Below are 17,766 nucleotides of genomic sequence, written 5' to 3'. Positions count from 1 at the left end.
ATTGTGAAATTAAAGTTAATTTAATGCGGGGTAAATCGCATTTTGCCAGTGAATAACTCTGTAGGCTTTTCAGCGTTTTTTGGTCATAAGCTAATGTGATGACCCGCTTTAGCTTATGGTTAATCGCCGATTTCGGTGGTAAGTTCAGGGGAAAGAGAACGTTTGCGTCGGCGTCCAGGAGTGATACCGACGCCGGGTTTCGTGGTGAAATTTCGCGCGAAACACAAGATTGCCCCGCTCTGCTAAATCAACGAGGACAAGATGGCTCAACAGACTCCTTTGTACGAACAACACACGTTATGCGGCGCGCGCATGGTGGATTTCCATGGCTGGATGATGCCGCTGCATTACGGCTCGCAGATCGATGAGCACCACGCCGTGCGCACCGATGCCGGGATGTTCGACGTTTCCCACATGACCATTGTCGATCTCCGCGGCAGTCGCACCCGGGAGTTTTTGCGTTATCTGTTGGCGAACGATGTCGCCAAACTCAAAACGCCAGGCAAAGCGCTCTACACCGGGATGCTGAATGCCTCCGGCGGCGTGATTGATGACCTGATCGTTTATTACTTCACTGAAGATTTCTTCCGCCTCGTTGTTAACTCCGCCACCCGCGAAAAAGACCTCTCCTGGATTTCTGAACACGCCGCCAAATACGCCGTTGATATCACCGTACGTGACGATCTTTCCCTGATCGCCGTTCAGGGTCCTAACGCGCAGGCTAAAGCCGCTTCTCTGTTCAGCGAAGAGCAGCGTAAAGCGACCGAAGGCATGAAGCCGTTCTTCGGCGTTCAGGCAGGCGATCTGTTCATCGCGACGACCGGCTACACCGGTGAAGCGGGCTATGAAATTGCGATGCCGAACGAGAAAGCCGCCGATTTCTGGCGTGCGCTGGTTGAAGCCGGTGTCAAACCTGCGGGCCTGGGCGCACGCGATACGCTGCGTCTGGAAGCCGGGATGAACCTCTACGGTCAGGAGATGGATGAAGGTATCTCTCCGCTGGCTGCCAATATGGGCTGGACCATCGCATGGGAACCGGCTGACCGCGATTTTATTGGCCGTGAAGCGCTGGAACTGCAGCGTGAGAAAGGCACCGATAAGCTGGTCGGGCTGGTGATGAAAGAGAAGGGTGTGCTGCGTAACGAACTGCCTGTGCGTTTTACCGATGCCAGCGGCAATCTTCATGAAGGCATTATCACCAGCGGCACATTCTCACCGACGCTGGGCTACAGCATTGCGCTGGCGCGCGTACCGGCCGGGATTGGCGAGACTGCCGTGGTGCAGATCCGCAACCGTGAAATGCCGGTCAGCGTGACTAAACCGATTTTTGTTCGCGCCGGTAAACCGGTCGCCTAATCATTTTTTATCAGGAGAATTCCAATGAGCAATGTGCCAGCAGAACTGAAATACAGCAAAGAACACGAATGGCTGCGCAAAGAAGCCGACGGGACTTACACCGTTGGGATCACCGAGCATGCACAAGAGTTGCTGGGTGACATGGTGTTTGTGGACCTGCCGGACGTCGGCGCGACCGTGAGCGCGGGCGACGACTGCGCTGTTGCAGAGTCGGTGAAAGCCGCGTCTGACATCTACGCGCCAGTGGGCGGCGAAATCGTGGCCGTCAACGACGCCCTGAGCGACTCCCCAGAGCTGGTTAACAGCGAGCCGTACACCGGCGGCTGGATTTTCAAAATCAAAGCGAACGACGAAGCAGAAGTTGAAGCTCTGCTGGATGCAACCGCGTACGCAGCACTGTTAGAAGACGAGTAATTGCTTTTCACCCTCTCCCGAAAGGGGGAGGGGATCCTAATATCACCGCACGTTTAGGAACCATCGCTCATGACACAGACTTTAAGCCAGCTTGAAAACCGTGGCGCCTTCATTGAACGCCACATTGGGCCGGATGCTCAGCAACAGCAGGAGATGCTGAAGACAGTTGGCGCGGATTCGTTAAACGCACTGATCGGCCAGATCGTGCCCAAAGACATTCAGCTCGCCACGCCGCCGCAGGTAGGTGACGCGACCACTGAATACGCCGCGCTGGCAGAGCTGAAGGCAATCGCCGGTCTCAACAAGCGCTTTAAGTCTTACATTGGCATGGGCTACACCCCGGTGCAGTTACCGCCGGTGATCCTGCGCAACATGCTGGAAAACCCAGGCTGGTACACCGCCTATACGCCTTATCAGCCGGAAGTCTCCCAGGGCCGTCTGGAAGCGCTGCTGAACTTCCAGCAGGTGACGCTGGATCTGACCGGGCTGGATATTGCCTCCGCTTCTCTGCTCGACGAAGCGACCGCCGCCGCTGAAGCGATGGCGATGGCTAAGCGCGTCAGCAAGCTGAAAAACGCTAACCGTTTCTTCGTGGCGGCAGACATTCATCCCCAGACGCTGGACGTGGTCCGCACCCGTGCGGAAACCTTCGGGTTTGACGTGATTGTTGACGATGCGGAAAAGGTTCTGGATCACCAGGATGTGTTTGGCGTGCTGTTGCAGCAGGTTGGCACCACCGGTGAAGTTCACGACTACAGCAGCCTGATTACTGAGCTGAAATCCCGCAAAATTGTGGTCAGCGTGGCCGCTGATTTTATGGCGCTGGTACTGCTCACCGCCCCTGGCAAACAGGGCGCAGATATTGTCTTCGGCTCAGCACAGCGCTTCGGCGTGCCGATGGGCTACGGTGGTCCGCACGCGGCCTTCTTCGCCGCGAAAGACGAATTCAAACGCTCCATGCCTGGCCGTATTATCGGTGTGTCGAAAGACGCTGCCGGTAACACCGCGCTGCGCATGGCGATGCAGACGCGCGAGCAGCATATCCGCCGCGAGAAAGCGAACTCCAACATTTGTACCTCTCAGGTGCTGCTGGCCAACATCGCCAGCCTGTACGCCGTGTTCCACGGCCCGGTCGGCCTGAAGCGCATCGCTACCCGCATTCACCGTTTTGCCGATATTCTGGCGGCGGGCTTGCAGCAGAAAGGCATCAAGCTGCGCCATGCGCACTTCTTCGACACCCTGTTTGTGGAAGTGGCCGACAAAGCGGGCGTGCTGGCGCGTGCTGAAGCTGCCGAAATCAATTTGCGTAGCGACATCCTGAACGCAGTGGGTATCACCCTGAACGAAACCACTACCCGTGAAGATATCCAGGCGCTGTTCAGCGTACTGCTGGGTGATGACCACGGTCTGGACGTCGCTAACCTGGATAAAGAGGTGGCGCACGACAGCCGCTCCATTCAGGAAAGCATGCTGCGTGATGACGCGATCCTGACTCATCCGGTGTTTAACCGCTATCACAGCGAAACCGAGATGATGCGTTACATGCACTCTCTGGAGCGCAAAGATCTGGCACTGAACCAGGCGATGATCCCGCTGGGCTCTTGTACCATGAAGCTCAACGCCGCTGCGGAAATGCTCCCGATTACCTGGCCTGAGTTCTCTGAACTGCACCCGTTCTGCCCGGCCGAGCAGGCGGAAGGCTACCATCAGATGATCGGTCAGCTCTCCGACTGGCTGGTGAAACTGACCGGCTACGACGCACTCTGCATGCAGCCAAACTCCGGCGCGCAGGGTGAATACGCGGGCCTGTTGGCGATTCGTCACTATCACGAAAGCCGCAACGAAGGGCATCGTGATATCTGCCTGATCCCAAGCTCTGCCCACGGCACCAACCCGGCGTCTGCGCAGATGGCGGGAATGGAAGTGGTCGTCGTTGCCTGCGACAAAAACGGCAACATCGATCTGGCCGATCTGCGTGCGAAAGCAGAGCAGGCGGGTGACAAGCTCTCCTGCATCATGGTGACTTACCCGTCCACTCACGGCGTGTACGAAGAGACTATCCGCGAAGTGTGCGAAGTGGTGCATCAATTTGGCGGTCAGGTTTACCTCGACGGCGCAAACATGAACGCGCAGGTGGGCATTACTTCTCCAGGTTTCATCGGCGCGGACGTTTCGCACCTGAACCTGCACAAAACTTTCTGTATTCCGCACGGCGGTGGCGGCCCGGGTATGGGACCAATCGGCGTGAAAGCGCACCTGGCACCGTTCGTTCCAGGGCACAGCGTGGTGCAGATTGAAGGCATGCTGACCCGTCAGGGCGCGGTCTCTGCGGCACCGTTTGGCAGCGCATCCATTCTGCCAATCAGCTGGATGTATATCCGCATGATGGGCGCAGACGGGCTGAAGCAGGCAAGCCAGGTGGCGATTCTGAATGCAAATTACATCGCAACTCGCCTGAAAGACGCTTATCCGGTGCTTTACACCGGTCGCGATGGCCGCGTGGCGCATGAATGTATTCTTGATATTCGTCCGCTGAAAGATGAGACCGGGATTAGCGAACTGGATATTGCTAAACGCCTGATCGACTACGGCTTCCACGCCCCAACCATGTCCTTCCCGGTGGCGGGTACGCTGATGGTTGAACCGACCGAATCGGAAAGCAAAGTCGAACTGGACCGCTTTATCGACGCGATGCTGGCGATCCGCGCGGAAATCGACCGTGTGAAACAGGGCCAATGGCCGCTGGAAGATAACCCGCTGGTGAACGCCCCGCACACTCAAAACGAGCTGGTGGCCGAGTGGAACCACGGTTATACCCGTGAGCAGGCTGTCTTCCCGGCAGGCGTGGCGAACAAATACTGGCCGACCGTGAAACGTCTCGACGATGTCTACGGCGATCGTAATCTGTTCTGTTCTTGCGTGCCAATGAGCGAATATCAGTAATACTTAAGCTCTGACAGGAGGCCGGGTAAGGCGTAGCCGCCACCCGGCTTTTTTATTGGGAGAAATATATGGCAATTGCACTGGTTACCGGCGCGAGCCGGGGAATTGGCCGAGCGACAGCCCTGCAGCTGGCAGGCGAAGGCTACACCGTGGCTGTGAATTATCACCACAATATTAAGGCCGCGACGGATGTGATCGCTCAGATTACCGATGCAGGTGGCAAAGCCTTTGCCGTGCGTGCGGATATCAGCGACGAGACGCAGGTGCTGGCGATGTTTGACAGCATTGACCGCGAGGGAGAGCCGCTGGCGGCACTCGTCAACAACGCCGGGATTTTGTGTGAGCAGAGCACCATCGAAAATCTCTCCGCCGAGCGCATCAACCGCGTGCTGGCGACCAACGTTACGGGCTATTTCCTCTGCTGTCGTGAAGCGGTAAAACGTATGTCCTTCAAACATCATGGTAAGGGCGGGGCGATTGTGAATGTCTCGTCGGCAGCATCGCGTCTGGGGGCTCCGGGCGAGTACGTTGATTATGCGGCGTCGAAAGGGGCAGTGGATTCACTCACGACGGGTCTGGCGCTGGAAGTGGCGGCGTACGGTATTCGGGTCAACGGCGTGCGTCCCGGCCTGATTTACACCGATATCCATGCGTCCGGCGGTGAGCCTGGTCGTGTGGATCGGGTGAAATCCGCTTTACCGATGCAGCGCGGCGGCCAGCCGGAAGAGGTGGCGCAGGCGATTGTCTGGCTGCTCAGCGAGAAAGCGTCGTATGTGACGGGCAGTTTTATCGAGTTAGCGGGCGGGAAGTAGTGATAATGCCCGGCGGCGTTGCGCTGACCGGGCTGGAGATTTTAGGCCGGCGCAAACGTAGCGCCGACCGGGTATTTAGATGTTCTCGCCGTTGCTGGCAATCACCTCTTTGTACCACGCAAAGCTCTTCTTACGGGAGCGGGACATATCGCCCGTGCCGTCATCGTGCTTATCCACATAGATAAAGCCGTAACGCTTGCTGTACTGGCCGGTGGTGAAGGAGACGCAGTCGATGCAGCCCCACGGGGTGTATCCCATCAGATCCACGCCATCATAGGTCACGGCTTTAATCATCTCTTCCACGTGCGCGCGCAGATAGTCGATACGGTAGTCATCGTTGATACTGCCGTCTTCTTCGACCTTATCGTACGCGCCAAAGCCGTTCTCAACGATAAACAGCGGTTTCTGATAGCGCTCATACAGCTCGCAAAGGGCATAGCGCAGGCCGACCGGGTCAATCTGCCAGCCCCAGTCGGAGGCTTTCACGTGCGGGTTCGGCACGCTGCCTTCGAAGCCGGAAATCGCGTCACCGGTTCCGCCTTCGGCTTTGACGGCGTTCGTCATGTAGTAGCTGAAACCTAAGTAATCGCAGGTGCCTTCACGCAGAATCTGCTCGTCACCCGCTTCCATGTTGATGGTAAAGCCACGGCGTTCCCACTCGTTCAGCACGTAGCTTGGATAGTAGCCGCGCAGCTGTACGTCGGTGAAGACATAGCGCTCACGCATGGATTCCTGAGCGAACATCACGTCTTCTGGTTTGCAGGAGAACGGATAGAGCGCCACCATCGCCAGCATGCAGCCGACTTTCATTTCTGGATTGATGCGACGCGCGGCCTTCACGGCCAGCGCGCTGGCAACGAACTGATGGTGCAGCACCTGATACATGGTCTCTTCCGGGTTTTCATGCTCGGTATAGACCACGCCGGAGCAGCAGTAGCCGAACAGCGGCGCGCGCCAGTTACGCTGGTTGTTGATTTCGTTGAAGGTCATCCAGTATTTGACCTTGCTCTTGTAGCGCTCGAAGACCACTTCCGCAAAGCGTACAAAGAAATCCACCACTTTGCGGTTGGTCCACCCGCCGTACTCCTGCACCAGATGCAGCGGCATTTCGAAGTGGGAGAGGGTGATGACCGGTTCGATGTTGTACTTCAGCAGTTCATCGAACATGTCATCGTAGAACTTCAGCCCTTCTTCATTCGGCTGAGTTTCGTCGCCTTTCGGGAAGATTCGCGTCCAGGCGATAGAGGTACGGAAACATTTGAAGCCCATTTCGGCAAACAGCTTGATGTCTTCTTTGTAATGACCGTGGAAGTCGATGGCTTCGTGGTTTGGATAATATTTGCCTGGCACCACCTCCTGAGTGATTTCACGCGGAACGCCGTGAGCGCCGCCGGTCAGCACGTCGCAAATGCTTGGCCCTTTGCCGCCTTTATTCCAGCCGCCTTCAACCTGGTGTGCCGCTACCGCGCCGCCCCATAAAAAATCTTTTGGTAAGGTGAGTTTTTTCATGTTTGCTATGCTCGTCTTAGGATCTATTGATTCCGAGTCTAGCAAAGCAGAATTAAATGTCACGATATAACAATTAGCCTGGAATGTAATATGTTACATCAAAAAAACAGGGCGTTTTATTCCGCCAGTTTCTTCGCCAGTTTACGGCCAATTGATTCAAGAATATAAATCACCGGAATTTGAGTCGTAATATCGTAGACGCCTGCAATACGGGTTTGCGGCACATGCCAGGAGAGATTAAAGTCCGCCAGTTTTGCCAGGCGCGAGTGCTCGTGGCTGGTGATAGAGAGCACTTTACAGTGATGCAGGCTGAACTGGCTGGCGAAGCGCAGGATCTCTTCCGTTTCGCCTGAGACGGATAAGACAATCGCCAGCGCATTTTTCGCCATATCGTTCGTTACCGGAAAATAAGGATCGTCGATATGGTTACTGAATTTACCGATGTTTGAGAAGAATCTCGCGCCATATTTTGCAAGCGATCCGGACGTGCCCGCGCCGACAAAAATAATACGCTCTGACGATAATATAATATCGACCGCCTGCTCTAATAACGCATCAAATTCTTCGTTGTTTACGCTTTTAAAAAAGCTGATAATTTCACTGGTGCCGAAATTCGCCTGCTGCGGTTCGTTTTGTTCTAAATATAATTTAAACCGCACGCGGAATTCGGAATAACCGTCACAGTTGAGCTTGCGACAAAAACGCAGCACGGTGGTGGTGGACACGCCAGCCGCATCCGCCAGCTCGCGGATGGTCATGTAGGTCACCTTGTCGCGGTTTTTGATGACATAGTTGTAGACCATCATCTCCAGATTGTTGAGACTGGCAATGGCGGAATGGGAGAACATGCTCACAGTGGCTAAACTCACTCATCAGACTTCATCTTCAGGGAATAATAACATGCAGCCTAACGACATCACTTTTTTTCAGCGCTTCCAGGATGACATTCTGGCCGGACGTAAAACCATCACCATTCGTGACGAGTCTGAATCACATTTTAAAACGGGCGATATTTTGCGCGTCGGACGCTTTGAAGACGACGCCTATTTTTGCACCATCGAAGTGGTGGGAACATCGACCGTCACGCTGGATACGCTAACGGAAAAACATGCGCAGCAGGAGAATATGTCACTTGGGGCGCTTAAACAGGTGATTGCAGAGATCTATCCGAATCAAAGTCAGTTTTATGTGATTGATTTTAAATGCCTTTGATTAAAACTCACATCTGTTAGGTGAAAATCGTTTTTAATTTAATGATTTTTAAGGACTAATCTGGGATTCAGATTTATTTTAGCTAACAGGTGTTCACTGAAATCATTCTCAGTTAGCATAGTTAAGCGATACATCATGATCTTATGTTTTCCCGGAGTCCTCTATGGTTAGCAAACCATTAACTGCGCAGGGATATTCACTGGCTGAGGAAATAGCCAACAGTATCAGCCATGGCATCGGCCTGGTGTTTGGCATTGTGGGCCTGGTGTTGTTGTTGGTTCAGGCCTTCGACACCAACGCAAACGCGATGGCGATCACCAGCTACAGCTTGTACGGCGGGAGTATGATCCTGCTTTTCCTCGCCTCGACCCTGTATCACGCCATTCCGCATCAGCGGGCAAAACGATGGCTGAAGAAATTCGACCACTGCGCGATCTATCTGTTGATTGCCGGGACGTACACCCCGTTTTTACTGGTAGGGTTAAATTCGCCTCTGTCGCGCGGCCTGATGATTGTCATCTGGAGCCTGGCGCTGCTGGGGATCTTGTTTAAGCTCACCATTGCGCACCGTTTTAAAGTGCTTTCACTGGTGACCTATCTGACGATGGGCTGGCTGTCGCTGATTGTGGTCTATCAGCTGGCGGTGAAGTTAGCGGCGGGCGGCGTAACGCTGCTGGCGGTGGGCGGTGTGGTCTATTCCCTGGGCGTGATTTTCTACGTCTGCAAACGTATTCCTTACAACCATGCAATCTGGCACGGCTTTGTGTTAGGCGGCAGCGTGTGTCACTTCCTGGCGATTTATCTGTACGTCGGACAGGTTTGATTTTTGCCCGGCGGCGTTACGCTTGCCGGGCAAAAAAACTAAACACTCACTCTTCTAACGAATACGGCAGCGGCTCAATGCTCAGGGTGTTGGCATCGTCACGCACGCGGAACACGCTGTCCGGCTCCATGTCGTTATTCATCACCACCTGCACCAGCAGACGACCATCATCCAGCTGAACGGCGGCCAACACAGTGCCCGTACGACGCCAGTTGTCGCCCATTTTCAGCTCCAGATCTTCTCCGGCTTCCGGTACGCGGCTGGCATGGCCTGCCAGATACCACAGGGCGCGTTTGTTGGCCCCGCGGAATTTCGCACGCGCCACCATCTCCTGACCGGTATAGCAGCCTTTCTTAAAGCTGATGCCGCCCAGCGCCTGCAGGTTCGTTGCCTGCGGGATAAACTGCGCGCTGTTAACGGCATCGATAACCGCCAACCCGGCTTCGATGTTCAGGGCCAGCCACTGCTGGCTGTTGTTGAACTGCGCTTCACCGCGCAGCGCTTCCGTGACGCGCTCGGCGGTGGCCACATCGGTGACCAACAGGAAGCGTTCGGCAGGGTGTTCAAACCACAGAATCGAGGTAGCGCCTTCGCTCACCAGCTGTTTTTCCGCATCCGGCAGTTCATTGAACAGATTTTTCAGCGCCGCGCGCGCCTGGAAACCGGCAACGCCCAGCAGAACGTGTTCGTCATCTGCGGCGATAGTGACCTTGGAAAACACCGCATATTTCTTCAGCTCAGTGAGCTGGGCATCGCGCAGGCTGCGGCGTTCGATCAGGGCGAAACCGTCCTGACGACGGAACAGGCGCAGATTGCTCCACATCTTACCTTTGGGATCGCAATGCGCTGCCAGCAGATGCTGGTGCTCAGTCATCTGGCCCACGTCGGCGGTCACTTGGCCTTGCAGATACTTTTCGGCATCCGCGCCGGTGAGGGTCGCCAGCGCCCAGTCATCAAGAGAAATCAGCGTCAGCGGCAGACGCGCAGAGGCGACAGGCTGGCGAGGAGAAAATGGAGTAAAAGCCATAGTGATGTCCTGAAATGCATAACGCTTCGATAATGCCTAATGGTAAAAGAGACTGTAGTCATTGCAAGCGCTTTCAGCAGCCCAATTGTGCCTTATCGCTGTTCTTGCGTAGCGCTACGTAGAACAGAGTAATCCGCTTAGATTGCAGGGTTTATTCTGGAAGCGTGCTTCCAGTTGTTCATATTCCAGTAATGAAACAGCAAAAAACACGTTACACTAGAAATCGTCCCTCTTAGAGGTAGAAGAAACGTTAAGCAGGAAATCGACATGGACATTAACAACAAGGCCCGTATCCACTGGGCGTGCCGTCGCGGCATGCGTGAACTTGATATTTCCGTCATGCCCTTCTTCGAATATGAGTACGACAGCTTAAGCGATGATGATAAACGTCTGTTTATCCGCCTGCTGGAGAGTGACGATCCTGATTTATTCAACTGGTTGATGAATCATGGCAAACCCGCCGACACCGAGTTGCAGCGGATGGTGCAATTAATTCAAACACGGAATCGGGAACGTGGTCCTGTGGCAATCTGATCTGCGCGTCTCGTGGCGCTCACAGTGGATGTCTCTTTTACTCCACGGCATTGTGGCGGCTTTTATTTTGCTGATGCCGTGGCCGCTTAGCTATACACCGCTCTGGATGCTGCTTCTTTCGCTGGTGGTGTTCGACAGTGTGCGCAGTCAGCGGCGTATCAACGCCCGTCAGGGTGAGATCAAACTGCTGATGGACTCGCGGTTGCGCTGGCAGGGCAAAGAGTGGGAGATCGTCGGCACACCCTGGATGCTGAATTCCGGGATGATGTTCCGCCTGCGTAAAGAGGAAGGGGCGCGTTGCCAGCATCTTTGGCTGTCAGCAGACAGTATGGATGCCAGCGAGTGGCGAGATTTGCGCCGGATGGTGATGCAGCAGCCGACGCCAGGACGCTAAGAAATCAGCTAAACTTCTCTGCCATTTCGCCCAGAATTTGCTCGCACCAGTTTTGCAGGCGATCTTCACTGAGATCGTACTGGTTGGTTTCATCCAGCGCCAGTCCGACAAAGAGTTCGCCATCAGCGATGATCGGTTTGACGCTTGTGAACTCGTAGCCTTCTGTCGGCCAGTAGCCGATAAACGTGACGCCCTTCGGCGCGAGTTTATCGTGCAGCATCCCGAGCGCGTCCAGGAACCATTCGCCATAACCCAGCTGATCGCCCATGCCGTATAGCGCAATGATTTTGCCTTCAAGATTAAGCGAATCGAGCTGATCCCAGATGGCTTCCCAGTCTTCCTGTAATTCACCAAAATCCCAGGTCGGAATGCCAAGAATCAGAACGTCGTACTGCTCCATCTCTGTGGGTGCGTCGTCTTTAAGATTGTGCAGAGTCACCAGTTCCGGGCCAATGATGTCGCGAATTTTCTCCGCGGCCATTTCGGTGTAGCAGGTGCTGGAACCATAAAACAGACCAATATTCATCGCGTAAACTTCTCAATACTTGCTTTGACTTTGCGCGTAGTGTACCAGAAACCTGTACCATTACGTCATAATGGCCGATAGCAGAATCACAGGAGCAGACGTGGAAAAGGATCTCGCCCTCATCGAACAATTTCTCGATGCGCTGTGGCTGGAAAAAAATCTGGCGGAGAACACCCTCAGCGCTTATCGCCGCGATTTAACCCTGCTGGTGGAGTGGCTGGCGCACCGTGGCCTGTCTCTTGAACAGGCGCAACACGATGACCTCCAGGCCTTATTGGCCGAACGCATGGAGGGCGGCTATAAAGCCACCAGCTCTGCCCGCTTGCTGAGTGCGATGCGACGCCTGTTCCAGCATATGTATCGCGAGAAGCTGCGTGCCGACGATCCCAGCGCACTGCTGGCGTCGCCCAAGCTTCCGCAGCGTCTCCCGAAAGATCTCAGCGAGGCCCAGGTCGATCGGCTTTTACAATCCCCGGCGGTTGACCTCCCGCTGGAGTTACGCGATAAAGCCATGCTTGAGGTGTTGTATGCCACCGGGCTGCGCGTCTCGGAACTTGTCGGTTTAACCATGAGCGACATCAGCCTGCGTCAGGGCGTAGTGCGGGTGATCGGCAAGGGAAATAAAGAACGGCTGGTGCCGCTCGGCGAAGAGGCGGTCTACTGGGTGGAAAACTACCTGGAGCACGGACGTCCGTGGCTTCTGAACGGTGTGTCGATTGATGTTCTGTTCCCCAGCCAGCGCGCGCAGCAGATGACGCGACAAACCTTCTGGCATCGCATTAAACATTACGCCACACTGGCAGGCATCGACAGTGAAAAACTTTCGCCGCACGTTCTGCGTCATGCCTTTGCGACGCATTTGCTCAACCATGGCGCCGATTTGCGCGTGGTGCAGATGCTGCTGGGGCACAGCGATCTTTCTACGACGCAAATCTACACCCATGTAGCGACAGAACGCTTGCGGCAGCTACACCAACAGCACCACCCACGAGCGTGAGTGCCGAACCATAGTGATAGGATTGAAAATGAAAAAATCTTTAGTGCTGTTCTCCCTGCTGGCAGCCTCTTTTACCGGTTTTGCCCATGCTGATGACGCAGCGATCAAACAGTCGCTGGCAAAACTCGGCGTGACCAGCAGCGATATTCAGCCTGCGCCCGTTGCCGGAATGAAAACCGTGCTGACCAACAGCGGTGTGCTGTATGTGACCGAAGACGGCAAGCACTTCATTCAGGGCCCAATGTATGACGTGAGCGGCGCGCAGCCGGTGAACGTGACCAACCAGCTGCTGATGAAAAACCTGAACGCGCTGGAAAAAGAGATGATCGTTTACAAAGCGGCGCAGGAAAAACACGTGATCACCGTGTTCACTGATATCACCTGTGGCTACTGCCACAAGCTGCATGAAGAGATGAAAGACTACAACGCGCTGGGGATCACCGTGCGTTATCTGGCGTTCCCGCGCGCGGGCGTGCAGAGCCAGCCAGAGCAGGATATGAAAGCCATCTGGTGTGCGAAAGATCGTAACAAAGCCTTTGATGACGCCATGAACGGCAAAGGTGTGAAACCGGCCTCCTGCGATATTGATATCGCCAACCATTACGCGCTGGGCGTGCAGTTTGGCGTCACCGGCACGCCAGCCATTGTGCTGAGCAACGGGTACGTCGTGCCGGGCTATCAGGGACCAAAAGAGATGAAAGAGTTCCTCGACGCCCACCAAAAACAGTTTGGCAGTAAATAATCCGCGTGAAAACTAAGACAAAATTGCGCCGCCGCGAGGTGGATGAAAGCGTTGATTTACCTGCCGACCTGTCGCCGCTTCTGCGCCGTCTGTACGCGGGGCGCGGCGTTCGCGCGGCCAGTGAACTGGAGCGCAGCGTCAAAGGCATGCTGCCGTGGCAGCAGCTCAGCGGCGTCGAAAAAGCGACTGAATTGCTTTATGACGCGCTGCGTGAAGGGACCCGTATCGTCGTGGTCGGCGATTTTGATGCCGACGGCGCGACCAGTACCGCCCTGAGCGTCCTCAGCCTGCGCGCGCTGGGCTGCGATAACGTCACCTATCTGGTGCCAAACCGTTTTGAAGACGGTTATGGTCTCAGCCCGGAAGTGGTCGATCAGGCGCACGCACGCGGCGCGCAGATGATCCTGACCGTTGATAACGGGATCTCATCCCATGCCGGCGTCGATCGGGCACACGATCTCGGGATCCCGGTTATCGTCACCGATCACCACCTGCCGGGTGAAACGCTGCCGGCAGCGGAAGCCATCATTAACCCCAATCTGCGCGACTGTGATTTCCCGTCGAAATCGCTGGCAGGCGTAGGCGTGGCTTTTTACCTGATGCTGGCCCTGCGCGCGCTGCTGCGTGATAAGGGCTGGTTTGAGGCGCGCGGAATTGCGATCCCGAATCTGGCCGAATACCTCGATTTGGTGGCGCTCGGCACGGTGGCGGACGTGGTGCCGCTGGATACCAATAACCGTATTTTGACCTGGCAAGGGCTGGGGCGTATCCGGGCGGGGAAATGCCGTCCGGGGATTAAAGCGCTGCTTGAAATCTCCAATCGCGATCCCCTCAAGCTGGCGGCAAGCGATCTCGGTTTTGCGCTCGGCCCGCGTCTTAATGCGGCAGGGCGGCTCGATGATATGTCCGTTGGCGTGGCGCTTCTGCTCTGTGACAACATCGGCGAAGCCCGCGTGCTGGCCAATGAGCTGGACGCGCTGAACCAGACGCGTAAAGAGATCGAACAGGGGATGCAGGCCGAAGCCCTGACCCTGTGCGAAAAACTCGAGCGCAGCACCGAGACGCTACCCGGCGGCCTGGCGATGTATCACCCGGAGTGGCATCAGGGCGTGGTCGGGATTTTGGCCTCGCGGATTAAAGAGCGTTTTCACCGCCCGGTGATCGCGTTTGCACCTGCGGGTGACGGCACGCTGAAAGGCTCAGGCCGTTCCATCCAGGGGCTGCACATGCGCGATGCGCTGGAGCGCCTCGACACCCTCCATCCCAATTTGATTATCAAGTTTGGCGGCCACGCGATGGCGGCCGGTTTATCGCTGGAAGAGGCGAAATTCGATGAATTTCAGCGCCTGTTCAGCGCGCTGGTGACTGACTGGCTGGATCCGTCACTGCTGCAGGGCGAAGTGGTCTCTGACGGCGCGCTGTCTGCGGCGGAGATGACCATGGACGTGGCGCAGATGCTGCGCGACGCCGGGCCGTGGGGGCAGATGTTCCCGGAGCCGCTCTTCGACGGGCGTTTTCGCCTGCTGCAACAGCGTCTGGTGGGTGAGCGTCATCTGAAAGTGATGGTCGAGCCGGTGAACGGCGGTCCGCTGCTGGATGGCATAGCCTTTAACGTCGATACCACCGTCTGGCCCGACAGCGGCGTGCGCGAGGTCGAACTGGCCTACAAACTGGATATTAACGAGTTTCGCGGCAATCGCAGTTTGCAGATTATCATCGATCATATCTGGCCAATTTAGCGTCACTATTCTCTATAAAAAAGGGCGTGGATTCGGTACAATCCCGCTCTTATCACCGCATTTTGACTAGTCCAATAAAGAAAAAAGACCATGTTTGAAATTAATCCGGTAAAAAACCGCATTCAAGACCTCACGGAGCGCTCCAGCGTTCTTCGGGGGTATCTTTGACTACGATGCCAAGAAAGAGCGTCTTGAAGAAGTAAACGCCGAGCTGGAACAGCCCGACGTCTGGAACGAACCTGAACGCGCACAGGCGCTGGGTAAAGAGCGTTCCTCCCTCGAAGCGATCGTTGAAACCCTGGATCAAATGTCTCAGGGGCTGGAAGATGTGTCCGGCCTGCTGGAATTAGCCGTCGAAGCCGACGACGAAGAGACCTTTAACGAAACCATCGCCGAACTCGACGTGCTGGAAGATAAACTGGCGCAGCTCGAATTCCGCCGCATGTTCTCTGGCGAGTACGACAACGCCGACTGCTATCTCGATATCCAGGCCGGTTCTGGCGGGACAGAAGCCCAGGACTGGGCGAGCATGCTGATGCGTATGTATCTGCGTTGGGCAGAAGCGCGCGGTTTCAAAACCGAAATCATTGAAGAGTCTGAAGGTGAAGTCGCGGGTATTAAATCTGTGACCATCAAAATCATCGGTGATTACGCTTACGGCTGGCTGCGTACCGAAACGGGCGTTCATCGCCTGGTGCGTAAAAGCCCGTTCGATTCCGGTGGCCGTCGTCATACCTCTTTCAGCTCCGCGTTTGTCTATCCGGAAGTGGAAGATGATATCGACATCGAAATCAATCCGGCCGATCTGCGTATCGACGTTTACCGCGCATCCGGTGCGGGTGGTCAGCACGTTAACCGTACGGAATCTGCGGTGCGTATCACCCACATTCCAACCGGACTGGTGACACAGTGCCAGAACGACCGTTCGCAGCATAAGAACAAAGACCAGGCCATGAAGCAGATGAAAGCGAAGCTTTATGAGTTGGAAATGCAGAAGAAGAATGCTGAGAAACAGGTGATGGAAGATAACAAATCTGACATCGGCTGGGGCAGCCAGATTCGTTCTTACGTCCTCGATGACTCCCGTATCAAAGATCTGCGTACCGGGGTTGAAACCCGCAACACGCAGGCGGTGCTGGACGGCAGCCTGGACCAATTTATCGAAGCAAGTTTGAAAGCAGGGTTATGAGGAACCAACATGTCTGAACAACAAGCACAGGGCACTGACGCGGTAGTCGATCTTAATAACGAACTGAAAACCCGTCGCGAGAAGCTGGCTGCACTGCGTGAGCAGGGTATCCCATTCCCGAACGATTTTCGTCGCGATCATACCTCAGACCAGCTGCACGCTGACTTCGACGCGAAAGAAAACGAAGAGCTGGAAGCGCTGAACGTAGAAGTGTCCGTTGCAGGCCGCATGATGACTCGTCGTGTGATGGGTAAGGCGTCTTTCGTGACTTTACAGGACGTCGGCGGCCGTATTCAGCTGTACGTTTCCCGTGACGATCTGCCAGAAGGCATCTACAACGAGCAGTTCAAGAAGTGGGACCTGGGCGATATCCTGGGTGCGAAAGGCAAGTTGTTCAAGACCAAGACGGGCGAGCTGTCTATCCACTGTACCGAACTGCGTTTGCTGACCAAAGCATTGCGTCCGCTGCCGGATAAATTCCACGGTCTGCAGGATCAGGAAGCGCGTTACCGTCAGCGTTACCTGGATCTCATCTCTAACGATGAATCCCGCAAAACCTTCAAAATCCGTTCCCAGATTATGGCGGGTATCCGTCAGTTCATGGTTGGCCGTGATTTTATGGAAGTTGAAACGCCAATGATGCAGGTGATCCCTGGCGGCGCGTCTGCGCGTCCGTTCATCACCCATCACAACGCGCTGGATCTGGACATGTACCTGCGTATCGCGCCGGAACTGTACCTGAAACGTCTGGTGGTTGGCGGCTTCGAACGCGTGTTCGAAATCAACCGTAACTTCCGTAACGAAGGCATCTCCGTTCGCCATAACCCAGAGTTCACCATGATGGAACTCTATATGGCCTACGCAGATTACAAAGATCTGATCGAACTGACCGAGTCCCTGTTCCGTACCCTGGCGCAGGATATTCTCGGCACCACTGAAGTGCCTTACGGCGACGAAGTGTTCGACTTTGGTAAGCCGTTCGTCAAACTGACCATGCGCGAAGCCATCAAGAAGTACCGTCCAGAGACCAACATGGCCGATCTGGATAACTTCGATTCCGCTAAAGCTATCGCTGACAGCATCGGTATTAAAGTTGAGAAGAGCTGGGGTCTGGGCCGTATCGTGACCGAGATCTTCGAAGAAGTGGCCGAAGCGCACCTGATTCAGCCAACCTTCATCACTGAGTATCCGGCAGAAGTCTCTCCGCTGGCACGTCGTAACGACGAAAACCCGGAAATCACCGATCGCTTTGAGTTCTTCATCGGTGGCCGCGAAATCGGTAACGGCTTTAGCGAGCTGAACGATGCGCAGGACCAGGCGCAGCGCTTCCAGGATCAGGTTGATGCGAAAGCTGCAGGCGACGACGAAGCGATGTTCTTCGACGAAGACTACGTGACCGCGCTGGAACACGGCTTGCCGCCAACGGCGGGTCTGGGTATCGGTATCGACCGTATGGTCATGCTGTTCACCAACAGCCACACCATCCGCGACGTGATTCTGTTCCCGGCGATGCGCCCGGTAAAATAAGTCACTGAGATGCAAAAAGCCC

At 55.3% G+C, this 17,766-nt stretch carries 17 protein-coding genes; 13 read left to right on the top strand and 4 right to left on the bottom strand.

All coding sequences use genetic code 11. From position 1 onward, the window contains the following. The first annotated feature begins 261 nt into the window (after positions 1 to 261). The 4 genes from gcvT to ACB496_RS18075 all read left to right on the top strand — a co-directional run bounded on the left by gcvT (position 262) and on the right by ACB496_RS18075 (position 5,525). Positions 262 to 1,356: a glycine cleavage system aminomethyltransferase GcvT gene (gene gcvT / locus ACB496_RS18090; protein ID WP_371973190.1), complete on the top strand. Its 1,095-nt coding sequence runs from the start codon at positions 262 to 264 to the stop codon at positions 1,354 to 1,356. Positions 1,357 to 1,380: 24 nt separating this feature from the next. Beyond that, positions 1,381 to 1,770, top strand: a complete 390-nt coding sequence (gene gcvH / locus ACB496_RS18085) for a glycine cleavage system protein GcvH (protein WP_100779029.1) — start codon at positions 1,381 to 1,383, stop codon at positions 1,768 to 1,770. Between the two features lie 69 nt (positions 1,771 to 1,839). Then, positions 1,840 to 4,713 carry an aminomethyl-transferring glycine dehydrogenase gene (gene gcvP / locus ACB496_RS18080; protein WP_371973189.1) on the top strand — a complete coding sequence of 958 codons (2,874 nt, stop codon included), beginning with the start codon at positions 1,840 to 1,842 and terminating at the stop codon, positions 4,711 to 4,713. Positions 4,714 to 4,781: 68 nt separating this feature from the next. Beyond that, complete coding sequence (locus ACB496_RS18075; protein ID WP_100779031.1) at positions 4,782 to 5,525, top strand: SDR family oxidoreductase; 744 nt, start codon at positions 4,782 to 4,784, stop codon at positions 5,523 to 5,525. A gap of 75 nt (positions 5,526 to 5,600) precedes the next feature. Here the strand turns inward: ACB496_RS18075 and bglA are convergent, their stop codons facing one another. Further along, positions 5,601 to 7,034 (bottom strand): 6-phospho-beta-glucosidase BglA, encoded by a 1,434-nt coding sequence (gene bglA / locus ACB496_RS18070; RefSeq protein ID WP_371973188.1) that lies wholly within the window; start codon positions 7,032 to 7,034, stop codon positions 5,601 to 5,603. 116 nt (positions 7,035 to 7,150) lie between these two features. Then, complete coding sequence (locus ACB496_RS18065; protein ID WP_102104699.1) at positions 7,151 to 7,882, bottom strand: MurR/RpiR family transcriptional regulator; 732 nt, start codon at positions 7,880 to 7,882, stop codon at positions 7,151 to 7,153. A gap of 52 nt (positions 7,883 to 7,934) precedes the next feature. Between ACB496_RS18065 and yqfB the strand changes: the two genes are divergently transcribed. Then, positions 7,935 to 8,246 (top strand): N(4)-acetylcytidine aminohydrolase, encoded by a 312-nt coding sequence (gene yqfB / locus ACB496_RS18060; RefSeq protein ID WP_231276048.1) that lies wholly within the window; start codon positions 7,935 to 7,937, stop codon positions 8,244 to 8,246. A gap of 163 nt (positions 8,247 to 8,409) precedes the next feature. Beyond that, positions 8,410 to 9,069, top strand: a complete 660-nt coding sequence (gene trhA, locus ACB496_RS18055; RefSeq protein WP_100779034.1) for a PAQR family membrane homeostasis protein TrhA — start codon at positions 8,410 to 8,412, stop codon at positions 9,067 to 9,069. Between the two features lie 46 nt (positions 9,070 to 9,115). On the opposite strand, the gene ygfZ is transcribed toward trhA, so the two are convergent. Continuing rightward, on the bottom strand, positions 9,116 to 10,096 hold the full coding sequence (gene ygfZ / locus ACB496_RS18050; protein WP_129035100.1) for a tRNA-modifying protein YgfZ: 981 nt from the start codon (positions 10,094 to 10,096) through the stop codon (positions 9,116 to 9,118). 267 nt (positions 10,097 to 10,363) lie between these two features. Here ygfZ and sdhE point away from each other — a divergent pair, with 267 nt between their 5' ends. Continuing rightward, positions 10,364 to 10,630, top strand: a complete 267-nt coding sequence (gene sdhE, locus ACB496_RS18045) for an FAD assembly factor SdhE (RefSeq protein WP_095283258.1) — start codon at positions 10,364 to 10,366, stop codon at positions 10,628 to 10,630. Further along, positions 10,611 to 11,024, top strand: a complete 414-nt coding sequence (locus ACB496_RS18040) for a protein YgfX (protein WP_100779036.1) — start codon at positions 10,611 to 10,613, stop codon at positions 11,022 to 11,024. Before sdhE ends, ACB496_RS18040 begins: the two co-directional genes overlap by 20 nt. A 4-nt stretch (positions 11,025 to 11,028) precedes the next feature. On the opposite strand, the gene fldB is transcribed toward ACB496_RS18040, so the two are convergent. Further along, complete coding sequence (gene fldB, locus ACB496_RS18035) at positions 11,029 to 11,550, bottom strand: flavodoxin FldB (protein WP_100779037.1); 522 nt, start codon at positions 11,548 to 11,550, stop codon at positions 11,029 to 11,031. 100 nt (positions 11,551 to 11,650) lie between these two features. On the opposite strand from fldB, the gene xerD reads away from it, so the two are divergent. The 5 genes from xerD to lysS all read left to right on the top strand — a co-directional run bounded on the left by xerD (position 11,651) and on the right by lysS (position 17,744). Beyond that, positions 11,651 to 12,547, top strand: coding sequence for a site-specific tyrosine recombinase XerD (xerD, locus tag ACB496_RS18030; protein ID WP_231276053.1), 897 nt, complete (start codon positions 11,651 to 11,653; stop codon positions 12,545 to 12,547). A 28-nt stretch (positions 12,548 to 12,575) separates the two neighbouring features. Then, positions 12,576 to 13,289, top strand: coding sequence for a bifunctional protein-disulfide isomerase/oxidoreductase DsbC (gene dsbC / locus ACB496_RS18025; RefSeq protein ID WP_371973187.1), 714 nt, complete (start codon positions 12,576 to 12,578; stop codon positions 13,287 to 13,289). A gap of 5 nt (positions 13,290 to 13,294) precedes the next feature. Continuing rightward, complete coding sequence (recJ, locus tag ACB496_RS18020; RefSeq protein ID WP_371973186.1) at positions 13,295 to 15,028, top strand: single-stranded-DNA-specific exonuclease RecJ; 1,734 nt, start codon at positions 13,295 to 13,297, stop codon at positions 15,026 to 15,028. 90 nt (positions 15,029 to 15,118) lie between these two features. Beyond that, positions 15,119 to 16,217, top strand: a protein-coding gene (gene prfB / locus ACB496_RS18015) for a peptide chain release factor 2 (RefSeq protein WP_100779041.1) whose coding sequence is annotated in 2 segments (ribosomal slippage) — positions 15,119 to 15,193 and positions 15,195 to 16,217 — 1,098 coding nt in all. Because the reading frame shifts where the segments join, the coding sequence is not laid out codon by codon here. Positions 16,218 to 16,226: 9 nt separating this feature from the next. Further along, complete coding sequence (gene lysS, locus ACB496_RS18010; protein ID WP_100779042.1) at positions 16,227 to 17,744, top strand: lysine--tRNA ligase; 1,518 nt, start codon at positions 16,227 to 16,229, stop codon at positions 17,742 to 17,744. The last annotated feature ends 22 nt before the right edge of the window (positions 17,745 to 17,766 follow it).

Origin of the sequence: Lelliottia nimipressuralis (genome assembly GCF_041464075.1) — a bacterium.
GTDB classification, from domain to species: Bacteria; Pseudomonadota; Gammaproteobacteria; order Enterobacterales; family Enterobacteriaceae; genus Enterobacter; species Enterobacter nimipressuralis.
The sequence above is the reverse complement of the archived record's forward strand: the minus strand, read 5'-3'. Positions and strand labels throughout refer to the sequence as shown.